This is a genomic window from uncultured Cocleimonas sp., from assembly GCF_947495625.1.
Classification (GTDB): domain Bacteria; phylum Pseudomonadota; class Gammaproteobacteria; order Thiotrichales; family Thiotrichaceae; genus Cocleimonas.
In genome coordinates this window covers 28,736-46,990 of sequence record NZ_CANLZW010000031.1, presented here as the reverse complement: position 1 = coordinate 46,990, position 18,255 = coordinate 28,736, and the positions used below count along the sequence as shown (strand labels likewise).

Below are 18,255 nucleotides of genomic sequence, written 5' to 3'. Positions count from 1 at the left end.
TTTACAATAATTTACATGTTGCCGACACATCCTTGCTCGTTTGAGGATTAGAATTGGCCTAAATTCAATCGTAAATTATATAGGTAGAAAATGATTTCGCGAAAATCACCATCACTTATAGCCATCGTAATAACAGGGCTATCATTAACGGCTTGTTCCTCTAATAGCGTACTCACTGGCAGTGCTTATTCTAAAGGCACCGCATCGAGTAGCTTGCAGACGACACAGCTGAGTAAACGCACGCCTATTAATTCAGTCTGGTGGCAAAAGTTTGGCGATTCCTTGATGACTTCACTGATTGAGGAAGCATTGCAAGCTAACCCTGATATTAAAACGGCTCAAGCCAGTTTACGTTCAGCTCGAGCAGAAGCCATTATTGCCAGATCAAGCTTGTTACCGACTTTATCAGCAAGTGGCTCAGCAGGTCGTGTGAGTAGTAAAGAAAGCTATAATGCTGGGCTCGATGCTAGCTGGGAAGCAGATATCTTTGGTAGCAATCGGTTTGCCAGCAATGCGGCGGAAGCGGATCTAAAAGCGTCCCAAGTGAGTCTGGAAGATGTTAAAGCATCACTGGCTGCCGAAGTTGCTAGCGCTTATGTTAATTTACGCCTCGCTCAAGCTCGTCTAAAAGTATCACAACAAAGCTTAGCCTCGCGAGTGGAAACTTCACGATTAATTACACTGAAACAACAGGCTGGTCTTGCCAGTGGTTTGGAAGAGGAACAGGCAAAGCTTAGTCTAGGTCAAGTTAAGGCAGAAATTCCGGCATTGGAGAACAGTATTTCAAGCTCTCAACATGCTCTGGCTATGCTACTAGGAAAAGAACCTCAAATAGTTAAAGCACGCCTCAGTAGTATTAAACCCATTCCAACGGCAAATCTAAATCTGGCTAAAAATATACCTGCCAATGCAATCCGTCAGCGCCCTGATATTCGTGTCGCCGAATACCAGATTACGGCAGCAGAGCTACATGTTGGTGTGGCAAAAGCCAACCTTTACCCGAGTTTCAAACTATCAGGTTCACTTAGCTATAGCAGTGTAAAGCTGTCTGATTTAATTGATCCAGCCAATCTGGCGAGGTCTCTATTAGCATCAATCAGTGCTCCCTTATTCAATGGAGGCAGTTTACGCCAGCAGGTAATAGTACAAGATGCAGCACGCGAGCAAGCGGTCGCAAACTATCAAAAAACCGTATTAATTGCTCTTCAGGATGTGGCTGATGCGTTTGCCAGCCTGCAATCATATGCCAGGCAGACACCATTGCTGCAAAATAATATAAAACTGGCACAAAGCACCGAACGTTTATCGAATTTAAGTTACAACGCAGGTACCGATGACTTTCAGAATGTACTGGAAGCACAACGAACCGTATTAACATCACAACAAAGCCTACTTACAGCTCAGGCAGAGCAGAGCTTGTCCCTAATTAGTCTTTACAAAGCCGTTGGCGGCGCTTGGTAGGAGATACCAAAAATGAAAAACAGAGATACTATAACCACTCCTTCTGTAGCGGATATCGCTAATAAGAAAACGATTAATGCCAAAGGTTCTCCATGGAAAAAATGGCTGATTACTTTAGTCTTATTAGCAATAGTTGGGGGATTCGCTTGGCAATACACCAATCAAGTCAGCTCTCAACCAAAAGCCGTCTATCAAACAGTCAGCGTAAGCCGAGGTGATCTCACGGTAAGTGTAACCGCAACCGGCAATCTCGAACCCGTTAACCAGGTAGACATTGGTACAGAATTGTCGGGCACGGTAGAAAAGGTTTACGTCGACAATAACGATGTGGTTAAAAAAGATCAGGAATTGGCGCGTCTGAATACCGAACAGCTCGAAGATACGGTGGCCAAGGCGGAAGCAGCCCTAATGTCTGCCGAATCTAAAGTCGCTCAGGCCAAAGCTCAAATTACTCAGGCAGCTGCCAATGTTACTCAGTCGAAAGCAAGTGTAGACCAAACCGAAGCTAACGCACTTCAGTCAGATGCTCAGTTAGAACAGGCCCGCGCTACCACGCTTGAAGCACGTACTCACCTCAATCGATTACAACAACTAAACAAAACCAGTGGTGGCAAGCTTCCAGCAAAAGGCGACCTTGATAGTGCTATTGCTAGCTGGAAGCGCGCATTGGCAGCAGAGAACGCCGCAAAAGCCAGCGCTGTATCAGCACGCGCCAATATATCCGGAACCAAAGCCAGTGCCGAATCAATAAAGGCCGAGCAACTGAATGCTCAAGCTAATTTAGAATCAGCAAAAGCGGGGGTAATGGAGGCTACTGCGACCTTAAGATCCGCACGTACCAATCTTGGTAAAGCTATTATCACTTCGCCGATTGATGGAGTGGTATTGGATCGCGCGGTTGAACCCGGGCAAACTGTCGCTGCGTCCTTATCCGCACCTACCTTGTTCACTCTGGCTGAAGATCTTTCCAAGATGGAATTGGAAGTGAGTGTAGATGAGGCAGATGTTGGTCAGGTAAAAAAAGGGCAAATTGCTGAATTTTCCGTCGATGCATGGCCCGGACGAAGCTATCCGGCAGAAATTACACGAGTCAGTCTGGGTTCAACCCTTACCGATAATGTGGTGTCTTATCTTACCGTGTTAGCCGTAACAAACACCGATTTGACCTTACGCCCCGGGATGACAGCAACTGCAAATATTATCACCAATTCTCGAGAAGACGTATTGCTCGTCCCCACTGCAGCGCTGCGTTTTGAACCCGAGGCACAGGAAACAAGCCCTGCCAAGAAAGATTCAGCAGCTAACTCATCTGCCGAAAATGGCATTCTCTCCAAGTTGACGTCCCGCGGCCCCCCTCGTCAGAAGAAGAGGAAGCGTTCAGAAGCGACAACTAACCCCCAAAATGCCGAACAAACCATCTGGGTTCTCGAGAATGGAAAGCCCAAAGCTGTTACCGTAAAAACAGGTATTTCAGATGGTAAAAACACCGAAATAGTTGCTGGCGATTTAAGTAACGGTATGCAGGTAATCACAGGCAGCAGTGGAGGCAACAAGTGAGTGCAATGATCGAGCTAAGCGGTGTCACCAAGACATTTGGGCATGGGCAAGCTGCTTTCCAGGCGTTACGAGGTGTAGATGTACGCGTGGATGAAGGTGAATTCATTGCCATTATGGGACCCAGCGGCTCAGGTAAGTCCACGGCCATGAATATTATCGGCTGTCTGGATGTAGCCACTACTGGCCAATACCTGTTTCAAGATGCACATGTTGAACTACTCGACCGCAATCAACGAGCCTTACTCAGGCGCTACTATATGGGTTTCGTTTTTCAGGGTTTCAATTTGCTTGCACGGACAACAGCCAAGGAAAATATAGAGCTACCTTTATTGTATCGTGGTGAACCCGCGGCTGTTCGTCATACGATGGCGACTGCTGCACTGGAACAAGTGGGCCTGACTGGATGGGGGCATCATACCACAGGGGAACTCTCTGGCGGCCAACAACAACGTGTCGCAATCGCCCGCGCCATCGTTACTAATCCGACATTATTACTCGCAGACGAGCCTACTGGTAATCTGGACAGCAAAACCAGCCATGAAATTATGCAACTCCTGCAATCACTCAATGAAGACAAAGGAATCACTGTACTGATGGTTACGCATGAGCCTGATATGGCTGAATATGCAAAGCGTACCGTAGTGTTTGTTGATGGCAAAGTGGATAGTGACACAATAAATCCACCACATGAGAGAACACATGGAAAAACTGAAAGTGAAAAAAAAGCCGAAATAGAAGGTAATTCAAAAGGAGACTTCAATGCTGTGGAATAGTTTTCTTTTAGCCATAAAGGGAATCCGGCGTAATCTGATGCGTTCATTCCTCACTATTCTCGGTATCGTGATTGGTGTGGCAGCCGTTATAACAATGGTGACACTCGGTAATGGCGCCACTCAGGCAGTTAAAGATCAGGTTTCCAGTATGGGTAGTAATCTGTTAATGATCCGACCGGGAACACGTATGAGAGGTCCACGCGGCGCAGGTACTCCAGACTTCACTCTGGCTGATGTGAAGGCTATTCGCGAACAGATTTCTGGGCTCGCGGCTGTGGCACCACAGGTGAACAAATCTGCAACAGTGGTCGCAATGGCAAACAACTGGTCAACCTCAATAACAGGAAGTAATAACGACTTTTTCATATCGGGGAACTGGACTCTGGCTGATGGCAGAGTGTTTACCGATGCCGAATTAACATCGGGTAAAGCGGTATGCGTTATTGGCAATACGATTCGCCGAGAACTCTATGGCGATGCCAATGTTATCGGGGAAAAAATAAGAGTTAAGAATTTTTCCTGTGACATTATTGGTGTCTTAAAGAGTAAAGGTACTTCGAGTAATGGTCGAGATAGCGATGACCTCATAGTAATGCCTATGAGTACCGTTCAACGACGAATTGCCGGTAACCGTGAAGTATCAGGCATTCAGGTTTCAGTTGAAAATGAAAGTGATATAACTCAGGTACAAACGCAATTGACCCAACTACTGCGCGAGCAACGCCATTTGACAGACAACGAAGACGATAATTTCAATATACTGGATACACGGATGCTTGCTGAAGCCCTTTCCGGCACTACCGAAGTTATGACCATGCTATTGAGTGCTGTCGCTTCTGTAAGCTTACTGGTAGGTGGAATTGGCATTATGAACATCATGCTAGTGTCAGTCACCGAACGCACCCGCGAGATTGGTATTCGATTGGCTATCGGCGCGCTAGAAAAAGAAGTATTACTGCAATTTTTAATAGAAGCTGTGGTATTGGCCGGACTCGGCGGAATAATCGGTATTGCTCTGGCAACAGTTGCATCCGTAGTACTCTCCCAAGTCATGGGAGTGCCCTATACATTCAATGTCATGATCAATGTCGTTTCGTTTCTATTTTCGGCGGGAATAGGCGTACTGTTTGGCTTTGTTCCGGCGCGTAAAGCGGCGAGCCTTAATCCTATCGATGCATTACGCCATGAATAAATACACCTTTCACATTTGTTCCTTTATTCATCCCTATTTTTGACATAATTTTTTTTCATAATTAAATCTCACATAAAGTGATCCATGAAAAATTTTTTGAGGTTAAGAAATGAATAAAAAAATAATCGCATCATCGCTACTAACAATTTTAGGAGCGGTTGCAATATCAACTGCTAGTGCTGCCGAACGTCAAGGCCCTCCCGGTGGTGGAAAGCCACCTACAGAAGCTTTTGAAGCATGCGCAGATAAGAGTGCTGGGGACAGTTGCTCTTTCTCCGCTTCTCGAGGCGATGCTACTGGTAGCTGTATAAAACCACCTCGCGGAGACGAAGAGCTCGTTTGCGCACCAGAAGGCGGACGCCCTCCGCAGTAATAGTTTATAGATATATCTCTGTAAACACTTCGGGAGTCTCTCCCTCTTGGAGTGTTTATAAGAGATTATCTTTAATTGCATTACACATGATTTACATTACATATGTTATGCAATAACCCCTTAGTTAACTCAACACTTAAAGCCGATAGGTAAACCATGATATTTAAAAAAATGGACTGGGTTAAATGGTCTGCGATAAGCGAAATATTAAGCTCAATATCTATTCTAGTGACTCTAATTTTTCTAACGATGCAGTTTGGGCAAAGTAACAGAGCGACTCATGCAACTACACGCACTGCAATCTGGCAAATTAGCCAGATGAATACTGCAAGCTTAATCGAAGTTCCACGGATTGCAGTTAGCATGAGAAAACCAGAACCATTAACACTGGAGGAAAAAACCGAGCTATTTTCCTGGCTCTCATCTTTTTATGGTGTGCGAGAATTTGTCTGGTTGCAATATCAAGATGGCGTTTTGGATAAAAGCACCTTTAAAACTTATCTGGAAAATGTAGAGAATCAGTTAGTTTTGCCGAGAGTTCAATCATGGTGGCAAAAATTTGGTAACGGAATGTACGATCCTGAGTTCGTAAAATTCGTCAATCGTAAATTCAATAAAATAGCGGCAAATCCCGTCAGAGATAAAATGTCCGAGTGGCTGTAGATAAAGCTATTGAGAGGCGAAATCGATTCTTCACACCTCACAAAAAAACCTTCTCCCCTCATTTAGATTTTTACATAAATTACTTATTTCTTTAGAAATCCCGCTGCATATTTTCTCTAAAGTTAACAGAAACAAATAAGCCTCAATGATTCGCTGTTTAACCACAATAAATCCCATTATGAACAATCAAATACCCCAAAACATAAGCGCAGTAAATACACGAAAGAAAACATCTTTACTGTCATTCATGAATCGTTTGTTAATGATTACGTTCATGACCGTTTTGTTACAAGCCTGTCAGTCAGATGCCGATACTGAAAGTACGGACATCATTCAAACAGTCGCTTATAGTACTGATGATGGCAGAGGTATTCTAAGTAATGATGACCAATATGAGCTGCTGTTAAGAGCTGATAGCACCTATTTAACATTAGAAGATGACATCTCTGACATTACCATTCAGGGTGATGGCAATTACCTGGTTATTGATAGTGATACCAATATCAACGAGATCAATATTATAGGTAATGACAACATCATTACCGTTGCTAACGATGTTGATTTAACGATTAATTTATTAAACCTTATCGGTAATGGCAACTCCGTAGTTGTATTTAAAATCACGACATACAATCAAACCAGTGATGCTAATGCACCAGAAAATCTGGCATGCGAAGCCAGTGATAATGGCTTTTGCTTTTGAGACATTCTACTTTTGAAGTAATTACTAGGATCCATCAAAAACAGCCTAAAAGTAGGGGGTGTCTTTTATATTTAATGACACCCCCCTACTTTTAGGCTGTTTTTCTAACAATATAAATACGACCAACAGATCAAGGAATGCTGGTATCTATCAAGCAGGAAGCTAGTGAAATAAAGTATCGGGATTTCTGGCTTGAAGATATAATTGAGAAATTAATAAACCGAATCTTATTCAACATGAAACATTTAGTAAAAATCTGGGATTCCCCAACACGCTTATTCCATTGGGGATTAGTTCTTCTCTTTGGATTCATGTGGTTTAGCGGCGAAACAGGCAACTATCTCGATCTTCATATGAAGGCGGGAATGCTTATTTTATCGTTGATTCTATATCGGATAATATGGGGATTTATTGGCAGTAGCAGTGCTCGTTTTAGTTCATTTATTTCACCGATTGGCGCGATCAAACATGCACTTACTTTATTTAAACGAGATCCAGAAATTCACGCGGGACATAATCCTCTAGGTGGCTTAATGGTCATTGCTCTTTTGATAATGCTCGCATTACAGGCGAGTGCGGGATTATTTAGTAGTGACCTGGTTCTCACCGAGGGTCCATTATTCAATTTGGTCGATGAAGAAACGGCTGAAGAAATGACAGATTTTCATCACTTAGGATTCAATGTATTACTGTTTTTAACAGGATTGCACGTTGCGGCAATCGTGTTTTATCGAGTGATTAAGCGAACCAACCTACTCAAGCCGATGATCACGGGAAAAACAGTTTGGCCGGAGAAAACACCTGAGCCAAAGCTAATATTCAAAAGTCCACTGCTTGCTTTATTTGTATTGATTCTCTCTGTTGTAGCAGTATTTGGCAGTGTTACCTATTTAAGTAATCTTTGATACAAATCTGATATAAATCTAACAGTAATTTTAATAAAGCGACAGATACAAAAAAGGCCTGCAATTGTTAATATCAGGCCTTTTTAAAGCTATCTTAAAAAATTAAGTAAGCTTAGTCTTTCTTGGCACGGTAGCTTTTGTGACATTGCTTACAGTTATCAGCAACTTTAAGCAAAGCGGGTTTAATTGTTGCCATATCACCCGACTTAGCTTCTGTAGCAAGGGCAGCCGTATTTTCCTGAAACATCTTCATTCCAGCATTAAACTTTTCTTTTTCTTCCCAGATTTTTTTCTTAGCACGTGATCCTTTTACAGTTCCCTTCACTTCGAAGCCATTAGCTGCAAGTACAGCAAGTGACGCTAAGGCATCAGCATTCTTTGCAAAAGCATCTTTATTGTAATCAGCCTTTCCCTTAACCATGTCACCCATTGGGCCAAAATGGTAACCAATCATATTAAATGCGTTGTGGCGGTATTTAGCCGCTTGACCTTCTGGTGACTTATCTTTTTTATCACCATGAGCGGCAGCTGTAAAAGCAACTGCTGATGTCAAAGCGATCGTTAGTAATATTCTAGTTATTTTCACTGGGTGCCCTCTTATTTATTAGTTAAGTGGTTATTATTTAATCTATCCATCTATAAATTCAAGTGAAAGTATGTAATTTTGTGTAATAAATTCAAAAGATAGTAACTATAAGAAACTCGATTTACTTCATCGATTATAAAAACAAGCCATAAGTAGGGGGGTGACTTATTTAAACTCGATTCTATAAACACTTCTCTATTAGGCTTCATCTGTACCAAAAAAGTCATATTTCTTGCACATTCATAAATTAGACTCCGCCATATTTCTTTAAACATAAAAACAAGCAGAGAAATCTTTATGAAATTTATATCTATTCTTTTACTGGCATTCTTTTTAAGTGCATGTGGGGGATCTTCGTCTTCCGACAATTCTGATACGGTTGATACTACTGATACTACTGATACTACTGATACTACTGATACTACTGATACCACTGATACTACTGATACCACTGATACCACTGATACCACTGATACCACTGATACCACAGACAATGATTTTGTGGCAACAGACTGGACTGAAGCGACACATAGTAAAGATGCCGAACCAAATTTTGACGAAGTTTTTGAGGACAATACGGTCAAGAGACTAGATATCGTCATCACAGAAGGTTATTGGCAAGATATGCTTGACGATATGACAAGCCTTTATGGTGCTTTCGGGCAACGTGGCAATGCAGAATTCTCTGATGAAAACCCTATATTTGTACCCGCAGAAGTTTTCTATGAAGATAAAGAATGGTACAAAGTTGGCGTTCGTTTTAAAGGCAATTCAAGTTTGGTGTCGAGCTGGCAAGCGGGAATATTAAAATTATCACTCAAGCTCGATTTTGATGAATTTGAAGATGATTACCCACAAATTAAAAACCAGCGTTTTTATGGCTTTAAAAAATTAAGCGTTAAAAATAATTATAACGATAGCTCTATGCTCCGTGAAAAAGTGGCTACTGATGTATTTAGAAGTGCTGGCCTAGTCGCCCCTCACACAGCATTTTATACAGTATATGTAGACCACGGTGATGGTCCGGAATATTTTGGCGTTTATACGTTAGTAGAGGAAGTAGACGACACCGTCATTGACACTCAGTTTTCCGATAACGATGGTAATTTATACAAACCAGATGGAGACGCTGCAAGCTTTGCTGCTGGTACTTATGATGAAGATGAGTACGTAAAGAAAACGAATGAAGACGAAGCAGATTTTTCAGACGTTTCAAGCTTATTATCGATCTTACATGATGATTCAAGAACCACAGATGCTGAAACCTGGAGAGAAAGCTTAGACGCTGTTTTTGATACCGATGTGTTTTTAAAATACTTAGCCGTTAATACGGTAATTCAAAACTGGGACACTTACGGACGCATGACTCACAATTACTTCTTATACAATGCCCCTGATACCAGTAAACTAACCTGGATTCCCTGGGATAATAACGAAGCCTTAGAAGAAGGAAATCAAGGTGGGGCGGTAGCATTAGATTTTTCAGATGTAACAAGCTCAGAATGGCCGTTAATAGGCTATCTATATCAAGATGATACCTATAAAGCTAAGTACAATGCCTATGTTCAAGATACTGTTGATAGCGCTTTTAACACTAGTAAGATGCAAGCTTTATACAATTCATATTCAACTTTAATTGAGCCTTACGCCACAACTGAAGTAAATGGTTATACTTTTTTAAGAAATAGCTCGGATTTTAGCACGGCAATTAACGAACTAAATTCACATGTAGAAGAGCGAGCAACCGCAGTTAGCAATTATTTAAGCGGACAATAGTTTTTTGTTTAAACAGTCAGGCCTGCTCACCTCTAAGCTAACAGTAATTAAGAGACATCATATCTAAAAATAAGGAATAATATGCGTTACCTATCAGTCATTACCATGGCTCTCTTTTTAAGTGCTTGCGGGGGTTCTTCTTCCGACAGTTCAGATACAACTGACAATACAGACTCAACTGAAACTACTGATACAACAGAAACGACTAACACTGCGCCTGTTTCCAATGCGGGTGTCGATCAAAGTGTAAGCACCGGCAGTATCGTAAACCTGGATGCCAGCAGTAGTTCGGATGCTGACGGTGATACTCTTACTTATAATTGGGCTGCAATTTCCTCCCCAAGCGGAAGTGCTTCAGCTCTCAATTCAACGACAGTCGTTAGCCCAATATTCACAGCAGATACTGATGGAAGCTATACTTTCCAGGTTGCTGTTAGCGATGGCGCTGAAACAGTTACTGATCAAGTCACAATTACAGCAACTACCGTAACTATCTCGGGTACAAGTTCCACAGATGGTATTGAATGTGATTATAGCTATAGCGAATTTAATGATTCTGCCTCGGTAAATACCACAAGTACATCAGCATGGACATGCTCTGATACTACACGTGACCTTGCTGCAAACGGTATTCCAGATCATGCGACGGGCACTTTCCCAAATGACGCCAATCCAAATACAATTTCAGAACAAACCGTAACAGCTAGTTACACACTAACACCTGTAGAAACTGATACTGCCACTGAACTTGGCGGTCCACTTGGCGCTCAGGGTCACGTACTCAACGGTATCAAGATAGACGCGGGTACAGGTGGATCTTGTCCTGATTATGCAGCCGATGGTGATTGTAGCGGTGGCGATAACAGTGGCGCATGGAGTCTGGAAGCACTGGGATACACAAGTTTTGATTTTTTTGGAGCTGATGAAAGTAACGCACATGTTCAACCAGATGGTCAGTATCACTATCATGGTATGCCAGAAGGTTTCATTACTAAACAAGGTGGTGATAGCACTAAGATGACTCACATTGGCTGGGCTGCAGATGGCTTCCCTATCTACGCTAGATACGGCTATAGCGATGCGACGAATTCAAGTTCAGCCATTAAAAGCATAACAGGAAGCTATCAACATATCACCACAGTGAGTGACGCAAGACCTTCTTTAGACATCTACGAAATGGGTATGTTTAAACAAGATTGGGAATACGTAGAAGGCTCTGGAGATCTGGATGAATGCAATGGACGTTTTGGTGTTACACCTGAATTCCCTAATGGTATCTATCATTACTTTGCGACAGATAGCTATCCTTACTTTCAACGCTGTGTAAAAGGAGAAGTTGAAAGTGCAGGTGGGCCTCCTGCTGGCGGACCTCCAGCTTAGTAGCAATCTTCAAATAGACAGAACATAAAATGACTAAGCAACGTTTAACTAAAAGCCTGATCAAATGGGCTAAAACACTGCTATCAAGTCTAGTGATAAGTGCGGCCATTGTGCCGCATGTATCGGCCCACTTGATGGTAGCTCAGCGTGGCACGCTAAATTTTAAAGGCGATTACGTCTTTATGGTGCTTTCTATTCCTGTATCGGCATTTAACAATATTGATGATGATGGTGACAGCAAAATGTCAAAAGGGGAATTCACTAAACACCGACTTGATATTATCTCCGCGGTGAAAAAGAATGTCTTATTATCGGATAAGGAAGGCGCTAGACCTCTTCGCGGATTGTTACTATCACCTGTTGCTGCACACAGTTCACCGAGGGATCCTACCGACCAATTGGTAGTCATGGGTCGCTTTAGCCTGTCAAATGAAGAATCGAATAATGACTCAGTTAAAAAGCAATCAAATACCAATGAACTAACGTTCCATTCAAACCTATTTGGTAAAACATTGACTGAAAAATCACTCGCTATTAATGCCACTAGAAAACTCCCTTCTGACACGAAAGCGCAAAAGTTCAAAGTTGTGTTAACACCAGAAATACCAGAAGCAATTTTATTTAATAAGCTATTGATTAATAAATCAATTAACAAATTAATTAACAAATAGATAAGTAAAAACCAGCATTATACCCATTTACTTTATTAACCCATATAAAAACTACAGGAGTAGTTAACAACATGAAGACAAAACTTATATTTACATCGTTATTATTATCAGCAGTTAGTACAAGTGCTTTTGCAATGGATGCAAAATTTGCAGATGCCGTATGGGATGGAACGAAAATACCTACGGGCCAGCAATGCCAGAAGTTTGGTGGCAAAAACCCTTCGACACCTAAAATGATGGTGACTGATATTCCCGCTGGTACAAAATCAATCGTGCTGGAATACAGCGACCGCGATTCAGAGAAAATGAATAACGGTGGCCATGGCAGAATGAGCTTTACGGTTGATTCGTCAGCAACTGAGGTAGAAATACCTTCTATTTTTGGACACACCTTTGACATCCCTAAAGATTTCAAAGTTATTGAAGCACAGCGTAGTCCTGGCTGGGATACAGCAGGTGCTTACATGCCACCGTGTTCGGGAGGAAAGGGACATGCCTATTATGTGACTATCAAAGCTGTTAAAGATGACAAGGTCACAGCGACAACAACACTGGAAATGGGCAAGTACTAAAGCAAAATAGTACGGCGTAAAAAGCTTCGTGCACTTTAGGGACAGATCAAAAGAACGTCCTTAAAGTGCATACTAAAATAATATCAATATTCAACATCACGCTTTGTCTGGCCTTTCTAAACAACGCCTAAAGACAATATGTTAACCTTGGTGGATGATAATTTTTCTTTTCTTTTTCTTTTCTATCGATACAGTAATTTAGGCGTAATTGAGTGACTTTTAAGCTGTGGCATAAATTGGTTTTAACTATCGTATGTATTACCGGGATAGTGTTAATTCTGGCGATTTTTCTTTCCAATCAAAGTGTCAAATCTGGATTTTTGGCGTATCTAAACGATATTGAAGAACAAAGGTCAGATAGCCTCTCCGTGGTATTGCTTAGACAATACAATAAAAATGGAAACTGGGATTTTATAAAAGGAAATAGACCACTCTGGGAGCGTTCTTTTTATCAATCTCGAGATATAAACATTAGTAAAGAAGCAGAAAAACCCTTGCCTGATGTAAACACACTAGGAAAAAGGGCAAAAGAAAGTGAAGGTCCTGCAGAACGTCCCGAAGATAGGCGCCCCCCTCCGGGAAACTTCCCTCCTCCTCAGCGTAAAAAACATCTCGAAGCCATTGGTAATCCTCCTCCATTATTCATCGAGGACAATGATTTTCGCTCAGAACAACCTAGATCACTCAGCAGAGGAGCACCGAAGCCACCGCCAAAATCGATGGCTTTATTGGATGCCAATAAATCATTCCTGGTCGGTGGAACACAGGCATCGGAAAACGCTACCTTAAAACCACTAAAATTTAGTGGCAAAGTGGTGGGATATATTCGCTCTGAACCATTTAATGAAATTACTGATGAATTAGATCAGCAGTTTGTGCAACATCAAAATCATGCGTTCATTGAAATTGCCTTATGGGCCTTCGGTATTGTGCTGATCGGAGCGGGTTTATTTGCGACTTACTTACGTTCGCGTATCAATAAAATCGGTGATCAGGCGGGCTTGTTAACGTCGGGAGACTATAGCCACCAGAGTTTAGATAAAAGTCAGGATGAATTAGGTCAGCTGAGTAAAAAACTGAATATTCTGGGTGAAACACTTGAAGAAAACCGCTCTTCCAGAAGACGTTGGATTTCTGATATTTCCCACGAATTAAGAACACCTGTAACGGTGCTAAAAGGTGAAATAGAAGCAATACAGGATAAGGTTCGAGAGCTGACGCCCTCATCTATTGATTCTTTACATCAGGAAGTGATGCGGCTGAGTCGCTTGATCAGTGATTTGAATGAATTATCTTTATCTGATCTTGGTGCATTAAGTTACCACAAAGAACACCTGGATATTGTTGAGTTAGTTGAAGATGTTATTTCCCAGCACCAACATCAATTTGATGACAAACAAATAGCGCTAAACTTCAACACTAGCTGCAAGAGTATTTTCATCAATGGCGATGGACAAAGGCTTGAGCAACTATTTGCGAATCTTGCGAATAACAGCCAACACTATACTTCGACGCCTGGCCAATTAGAAATCAGTCTCAAGAAAAAATCTGGAAATGTCATTATTGAATGGTCTGACTCTGAACCGGGTGTATCTGATGAAGAGTTAGAGAAACTATTTGAACGCCTCTATCGCGTTGAAGCCTCCAGAAATAGAAATGCTGGTGGCTCTGGCTTAGGCTTGTCGATTGCCGAAAATATAGTGATTGCCCATGATGGTAAAGTATCAGCAAAACAATCGCCGCTGGGTGGAATTACATTTGTTATAGAATTTCCCATAAGTAGTACTTAATTTTATTTAAGAAGATATAAATATGTCTGAAAAAGCTCCTATTTTAATCGTTGAAGACGAAGTCAAAATCGCTGAATTACTGAGAGATTATTGTACCGAAGCGGGTTTTGAAACCAAAATGATACATAACGGCCGCGAGGCGCAAGAGTGGCTTGAAAATAATGAGCCCAGAATGATCCTGTTAGATTTAATGCTGCCAGAAGTCGATGGTATCAGCATTTGCCGTGACTTTCGTCGACAGTCTAATAACCCGATTATTATGATCACCGCGAAAGTTGAAGAGATTGACCGCTTAATCGGCTTGGAACTAGGCGCGGATGATTATATTTGTAAGCCGTTTAGCCCGCGTGAAGTGGTTGCCCGCATTAAATCAGTGTTCAGACGTACCGATACAATGGAACATAATTCAAAAGGCAAACTAACGCTGAATGAAAAAAGCTATCAGATACTTTATGAAGATCAAAAAGTTGATTTAACGGCTGTTGAATTCAAATTATTCCAGGTGATGTATCAACATCCAGGGCAGATTTTTTCGCGCGATCAATTAATGTCTAAAGCCTATAGCGATGATCGAATCGTCACCGATCGAACGGTGGATAGTCATATTAAAAAGCTACGAAAAAAACTCACTGCTTTATCTATTGATGAGGAAATTATCCATTCGGTCTATGGTGTTGGTTATCGTTTTCAAAAGCCGCATTAACCACAGAATAAATTAATAAAGGTCACCCCCCTTCTTTTAGGGATAATTTTAAAGATAAATGAAATTAATACAGAAATGGAGAGGGATCTGACTCTTAAAATTAACATCCCCACACCATCACAAACTACGGTGTGGGGAATTCAGAGCCTAGTATCAGGCTAGATCAAAACGATCTGCATTCATTACCTTGGTCCATGCAGCAACAAAGTCATTAACAAACTTTTCTTTGTTGTCATCTTGCGCATAAACTTCAGCATACGAACGAAGAATTGAGTTAGAACCGAACACAAGATCTACACGTGTTGCTGTCCACTTCGCTTTATCGGTTGCACGATCACGAATCTCATACGAATTGCTACCCGTAGGAATCCATGAGTAGTTCATATCGGTTAGGTTAACGAAGAAATCATTGGTTAACGCACCTTCACGATCTGTGAACACTCCATGCTTGGTATCACCATGGTTGGTACCGATAACGCGCATGCCGCCGACAAGTACTGTCATTTCCGGGGCAGTTAAACCCATCAACTGGGTACGATCAAGCATCAGCTCTTCTGCGCTAACAATGTAATCAGCTTTTAACCAGTTACGGAAACCGTCATGCACAGGTTCTAGTACATCAAATGCGTCAACATCTGTCATCTCAGCCGTTGCATCACCACGTCCTGCAGAGAAAGGAACGGTTACATCAACACCCGCCGCTTTGGCAGACTGTTCAACACCCACGTTACCGGCAAGAACGATTACATCAGCAATACTTGCGCCACTTTCTGTCGCAATGCCTTCTAATACAGACAGAACTTTAGCTAAACGAGTCGGCTCATTGCCTTCCCAGTCTTTCTGCGGATCTAGTCTGATACGAGCACCATTAGCACCTCCACGGTTGTCTGAGCCACGGAAAGTTCTTGCGCTATCCCATGCTGTCGAAACCATCTCGCTAACACTCAACCCACTGGCTGCGATTTTCGCTTTTACAGCCTCAATATCATAGTTAGTGTTGCCTGCAGGTACAGGATCTTGCCAAATCATTTCTTCCTGAGGAACATCAGGACCGATGTAACGGTCTTTTGGTCCCAAGTCACGATGAGTTAATTTAAACCATGCACGAGCAAACACCTCTGAGAAATAAGCAGGGTCGTTGTAGAATTTCTCTGAGATTTTACGATACTCAGGGTCCATCTTCATCGCCATATCAGCATCAGTCATGATTGGGTTAAGACGAGTTGCCATATCTTCAACATCAACTGGCTTATCTTCTTCTTTGATATCTACTGGTTCCCACTGCCATGCGCCTGCTGGGCTTTTCTTTAGTTCCCAATCGTAGTTAAGCAATAGTTGGAAGTAACCGTTATCCCACTGCGTAGGATTTGTCGTCCATGCACCTTCGATACCGCTAGAGACAGTATCACGACCAATACCGCGCTTGGTCTTATTCAACCAGCCAAAGCCCTGATCTTCCAGTTCAGCACCTTCTGGTGGCTCTCCTAGTATTTCAGCATCACCATTACCGTGACATTTACCAACTGTGTGGCCACCGGCTGTTAATGCGACTGTTTCTTCATCATTCATTGCCATACGTTCGAATGTAACGCGTACATCGTGAGCCGTTTTCAATGGATCTGGGTTACCATCTACACCTTCAGGATTTACGTAGATGAGTCCCATCATTACTGCCGCCAACGGATTCTCTAAATCGCGTTCACCAGAATAACGAGAGCCTTCACTGCCGCTTGGTGCTAACCATTCTTTTTCAGAACCCCAGTAAATATCTTTTTCTGGATGCCAGATATCTTCACGTCCAAAGGCAAAACCAAAGGTTTTCAAGCCCATAGATTCATAAGCGATAGTGCCCGCATACGCGATTAAATCAGCCCAGCTCAATTTGTTGCCGTATTTCTTTTTGATAGGCCAAAGGATACGACGTGCTTTATCCAGGTTTACATTGTCTGGCCAAGAGTTTAATGGTGCGAAACGTTGGTTGCCCGTTGAAGCTCCACCACGACCGTCAGAAATACGATAAGTACCGGCAGCATGCCAGGACATACGAATCATTAATCCACCATAGTGACCCCAATCTGCTGGCCACCATGCCTGACTATCTGTCATCAGTGCGTGCATATCTTTCTTTAGCGCTTCGACGTCAAGGCTTTTGACGGTATCACGATAATCGAAATCAGCTCCCATTGGATTAGTCTTGTTATCGTGCTGATGTAAAATATCTAGATTAAGGGCCTTTGGCCACCATTCCATATTAGACATGCCAGTTTCTGTTGCACCACCATGCATTACAGGACATTTACCTTGTGACATAATTTGTTCTCCTCTTGCTGGTATTAAGAAATTGCTTAGTATTAAAGTGTTACTTTCTAAACAACGTTGAAATCATAATTGAATATTTAATAAGCACTGTAAAACAGTATTTCTGCATGGTAACGATAGGTTTTATCTATCAAAGAAAAAATATCATTCTGCAATGACAAATTAATCTGTAACTAGTTCAACAGTATTCTTTAAAAACTAACTAGTTGCTGCAGCAAATTATCCTTAAGGAGAATCTAATTTAGTCGATTAAATTCAAGCGTATAAAAAAAAATCGCTATTTTAGCTAGCTTAATATAATTAGACTTGATCAGGATCTCCTTAAACACACCCCCCTACTTATAGGCATATTTATGGGCATCTTTTAAATAAATGTTTAAGACTAAGTTCTTCTGTTATTTCTCTATTGGTTTCATATTTATTACTTATTTATCAGAAAAAATATACTCACTTAAACAAATAAAGCTAAGGAGTAAAAGTAAATGAAAACAATCACATCAATATATTTATTTGCATTGCTTGCGACAAGCACATTCAATGCAAATAGAACTGATGGATCAGAAGGTAGAGGAGCTCCAAACGGCCCAGATATCTAGATAATAGTTGCTAATTTGCAAATTGAGCATGCTACGGCAAAAAAGCTAAAAGCTTTAATGCGCAGTTTTCATTAAGAGATTAAATCTTTACGCGATCAGAATAAGAAAAATCGCGAGCAACATCGCAAAGATTTACTTACTGTACTGGGTTATGAAAACCTATAAACCAGAGGAAACGATGCGCCAGAATCGTCCTGAAAGCAACAAAAGATAACGATTAACCACAAATGATTAA

General features: G+C 41.7%; 16 protein-coding genes. 14 read left to right on the top strand and 2 right to left on the bottom strand.

Annotation, left to right across the window (positions count from 1 at the left end; all coding sequences use genetic code 11):
* Positions 1 to 90: 90 nt before the first annotated feature.
* From Q1A31_RS16050 to Q1A31_RS16015, 8 genes are all read left to right on the top strand, one after another.
* Positions 91 to 1,461 carry an efflux transporter outer membrane subunit gene (locus tag Q1A31_RS16050; RefSeq protein WP_299879030.1) on the top strand — a complete coding sequence of 457 codons (1,371 nt, stop codon included), beginning with the start codon at positions 91 to 93 and terminating at the stop codon, positions 1,459 to 1,461.
* Positions 1,462 to 1,473: 12 nt separating this feature from the next.
* Entirely contained in the window at positions 1,474 to 3,018 is a 1,545-nt protein-coding gene (locus Q1A31_RS16045) for an efflux RND transporter periplasmic adaptor subunit (protein WP_299879027.1), read from the top strand.
* A 5-nt stretch (positions 3,019 to 3,023) separates the two neighbouring features.
* Positions 3,024 to 3,791 carry an ABC transporter ATP-binding protein gene (locus Q1A31_RS16040; RefSeq protein WP_299879065.1) on the top strand — a complete coding sequence of 256 codons (768 nt, stop codon included), beginning with the start codon at positions 3,024 to 3,026 and terminating at the stop codon, positions 3,789 to 3,791.
* Positions 3,778 to 4,983, top strand: a complete 1,206-nt coding sequence (locus Q1A31_RS16035) for an ABC transporter permease (RefSeq protein ID WP_299879024.1) — start codon at positions 3,778 to 3,780, stop codon at positions 4,981 to 4,983. Before Q1A31_RS16040 ends, Q1A31_RS16035 begins: the two co-directional genes overlap by 14 nt.
* Positions 4,984 to 5,092: 109 nt before the next feature.
* Complete coding sequence (locus tag Q1A31_RS16030) at positions 5,093 to 5,356, top strand: hypothetical protein (RefSeq protein WP_299879021.1); 264 nt, start codon at positions 5,093 to 5,095, stop codon at positions 5,354 to 5,356.
* A gap of 156 nt (positions 5,357 to 5,512) precedes the next feature.
* The gene (locus Q1A31_RS16025) at positions 5,513 to 6,019 is read left to right on the top strand and encodes a hypothetical protein (protein WP_299879018.1); all 507 of its coding nucleotides are present in this window, start codon (positions 5,513 to 5,515) and stop codon (positions 6,017 to 6,019) included.
* Positions 6,020 to 6,197: 178 nt separating this feature from the next.
* Positions 6,198 to 6,722, top strand: coding sequence for a hypothetical protein (locus tag Q1A31_RS16020; RefSeq protein WP_299879015.1), 525 nt, complete (start codon positions 6,198 to 6,200; stop codon positions 6,720 to 6,722).
* Positions 6,723 to 6,859: 137 nt separating this feature from the next.
* Entirely contained in the window at positions 6,860 to 7,627 is a 768-nt protein-coding gene (locus Q1A31_RS16015; protein WP_299879012.1) for a cytochrome b/b6 domain-containing protein, read from the top strand.
* 112 nt (positions 7,628 to 7,739) lie between these two features.
* Here Q1A31_RS16015 and Q1A31_RS16010 read toward each other — a convergent pair whose 3' ends face one another.
* Positions 7,740 to 8,213 carry a cytochrome c gene (locus Q1A31_RS16010; protein ID WP_299879010.1) on the bottom strand — a complete coding sequence of 158 codons (474 nt, stop codon included), beginning with the start codon at positions 8,211 to 8,213 and terminating at the stop codon, positions 7,740 to 7,742.
* 297 nt (positions 8,214 to 8,510) lie between these two features.
* Here Q1A31_RS16010 and Q1A31_RS16005 point away from each other — a divergent pair, with 297 nt between their 5' ends.
* The 6 genes from Q1A31_RS16005 to Q1A31_RS15980 all read left to right on the top strand — a co-directional run bounded on the left by Q1A31_RS16005 (position 8,511) and on the right by Q1A31_RS15980 (position 15,105).
* On the top strand, positions 8,511 to 9,989 hold the full coding sequence (locus Q1A31_RS16005) for a CotH kinase family protein (RefSeq protein ID WP_299879007.1): 1,479 nt from the start codon (positions 8,511 to 8,513) through the stop codon (positions 9,987 to 9,989).
* Positions 9,990 to 10,070: 81 nt separating this feature from the next.
* Positions 10,071 to 11,369 carry a YHYH protein gene (locus Q1A31_RS16000; protein ID WP_299879003.1) on the top strand — a complete coding sequence of 433 codons (1,299 nt, stop codon included), beginning with the start codon at positions 10,071 to 10,073 and terminating at the stop codon, positions 11,367 to 11,369.
* A 29-nt stretch (positions 11,370 to 11,398) separates the two neighbouring features.
* Positions 11,399 to 12,040, top strand: coding sequence for a hypothetical protein (locus tag Q1A31_RS15995; protein ID WP_299879000.1), 642 nt, complete (start codon positions 11,399 to 11,401; stop codon positions 12,038 to 12,040).
* A gap of 71 nt (positions 12,041 to 12,111) precedes the next feature.
* Positions 12,112 to 12,612, top strand: a complete 501-nt coding sequence (locus tag Q1A31_RS15990) for a hypothetical protein (RefSeq protein WP_299878997.1) — start codon at positions 12,112 to 12,114, stop codon at positions 12,610 to 12,612.
* 212 nt (positions 12,613 to 12,824) lie between these two features.
* Positions 12,825 to 14,402, top strand: coding sequence for an ATP-binding protein (locus tag Q1A31_RS15985; protein ID WP_299878994.1), 1,578 nt, complete (start codon positions 12,825 to 12,827; stop codon positions 14,400 to 14,402).
* 22 nt (positions 14,403 to 14,424) lie between these two features.
* Positions 14,425 to 15,105, top strand: a complete 681-nt coding sequence (locus Q1A31_RS15980; RefSeq protein WP_299878991.1) for a response regulator — start codon at positions 14,425 to 14,427, stop codon at positions 15,103 to 15,105.
* Positions 15,106 to 15,258: 153 nt separating this feature from the next.
* Here the strand turns inward: Q1A31_RS15980 and katG are convergent, their stop codons facing one another.
* Complete coding sequence (gene katG / locus Q1A31_RS15975) at positions 15,259 to 17,415, bottom strand: catalase/peroxidase HPI (RefSeq protein ID WP_299878988.1); 2,157 nt, start codon at positions 17,413 to 17,415, stop codon at positions 15,259 to 15,261.
* Positions 17,416 to 18,255: the final 840 nt, after the last annotated feature.

What these genes read in the sequence shown, in the direction of transcription:
- Q1A31_RS15980 (WP_299878991.1), top strand. Translation starts at nt 14,425, where the DNA reads ATGTCTGAAAAAGCTCCTATTTTAATCGTTGAAGACGAAGTCAAAATC.
- Q1A31_RS16050 (WP_299879030.1), top strand. Translation starts at nt 91, where the DNA reads ATGATTTCGCGAAAATCACCATCACTTATAGCCATCGTAATAACAGGG.
- Q1A31_RS16045 (WP_299879027.1), top strand. Translation starts at nt 1,474, where the DNA reads ATGAAAAACAGAGATACTATAACCACTCCTTCTGTAGCGGATATCGCT.
- katG (WP_299878988.1), bottom strand. Translation starts at nt 17,415, where the DNA reads ATGTCACAAGGTAAATGTCCTGTAATGCATGGTGGTGCAACAGAAACT.
- Q1A31_RS15990 (WP_299878997.1), top strand. Translation starts at nt 12,112, where the DNA reads ATGAAGACAAAACTTATATTTACATCGTTATTATTATCAGCAGTTAGT.
- Q1A31_RS15995 (WP_299879000.1), top strand. Translation starts at nt 11,399, where the DNA reads ATGACTAAGCAACGTTTAACTAAAAGCCTGATCAAATGGGCTAAAACA.
- Q1A31_RS16020 (WP_299879015.1), top strand. Translation starts at nt 6,198, where the DNA reads ATGAACAATCAAATACCCCAAAACATAAGCGCAGTAAATACACGAAAG.
- Q1A31_RS16040 (WP_299879065.1), top strand. Translation starts at nt 3,024, where the DNA reads ATGATCGAGCTAAGCGGTGTCACCAAGACATTTGGGCATGGGCAAGCT.
- Q1A31_RS16005 (WP_299879007.1), top strand. Translation starts at nt 8,511, where the DNA reads ATGAAATTTATATCTATTCTTTTACTGGCATTCTTTTTAAGTGCATGT.
- Q1A31_RS16030 (WP_299879021.1), top strand. Translation starts at nt 5,093, where the DNA reads ATGAATAAAAAAATAATCGCATCATCGCTACTAACAATTTTAGGAGCG.
- Q1A31_RS16025 (WP_299879018.1), top strand. Translation starts at nt 5,513, where the DNA reads ATGATATTTAAAAAAATGGACTGGGTTAAATGGTCTGCGATAAGCGAA.
- Q1A31_RS16015 (WP_299879012.1), top strand. Translation starts at nt 6,860, where the DNA reads ATGCTGGTATCTATCAAGCAGGAAGCTAGTGAAATAAAGTATCGGGAT.
- Q1A31_RS16035 (WP_299879024.1), top strand. Translation starts at nt 3,778, where the DNA reads ATGCTGTGGAATAGTTTTCTTTTAGCCATAAAGGGAATCCGGCGTAAT.
- Q1A31_RS16000 (WP_299879003.1), top strand. Translation starts at nt 10,071, where the DNA reads ATGCGTTACCTATCAGTCATTACCATGGCTCTCTTTTTAAGTGCTTGC.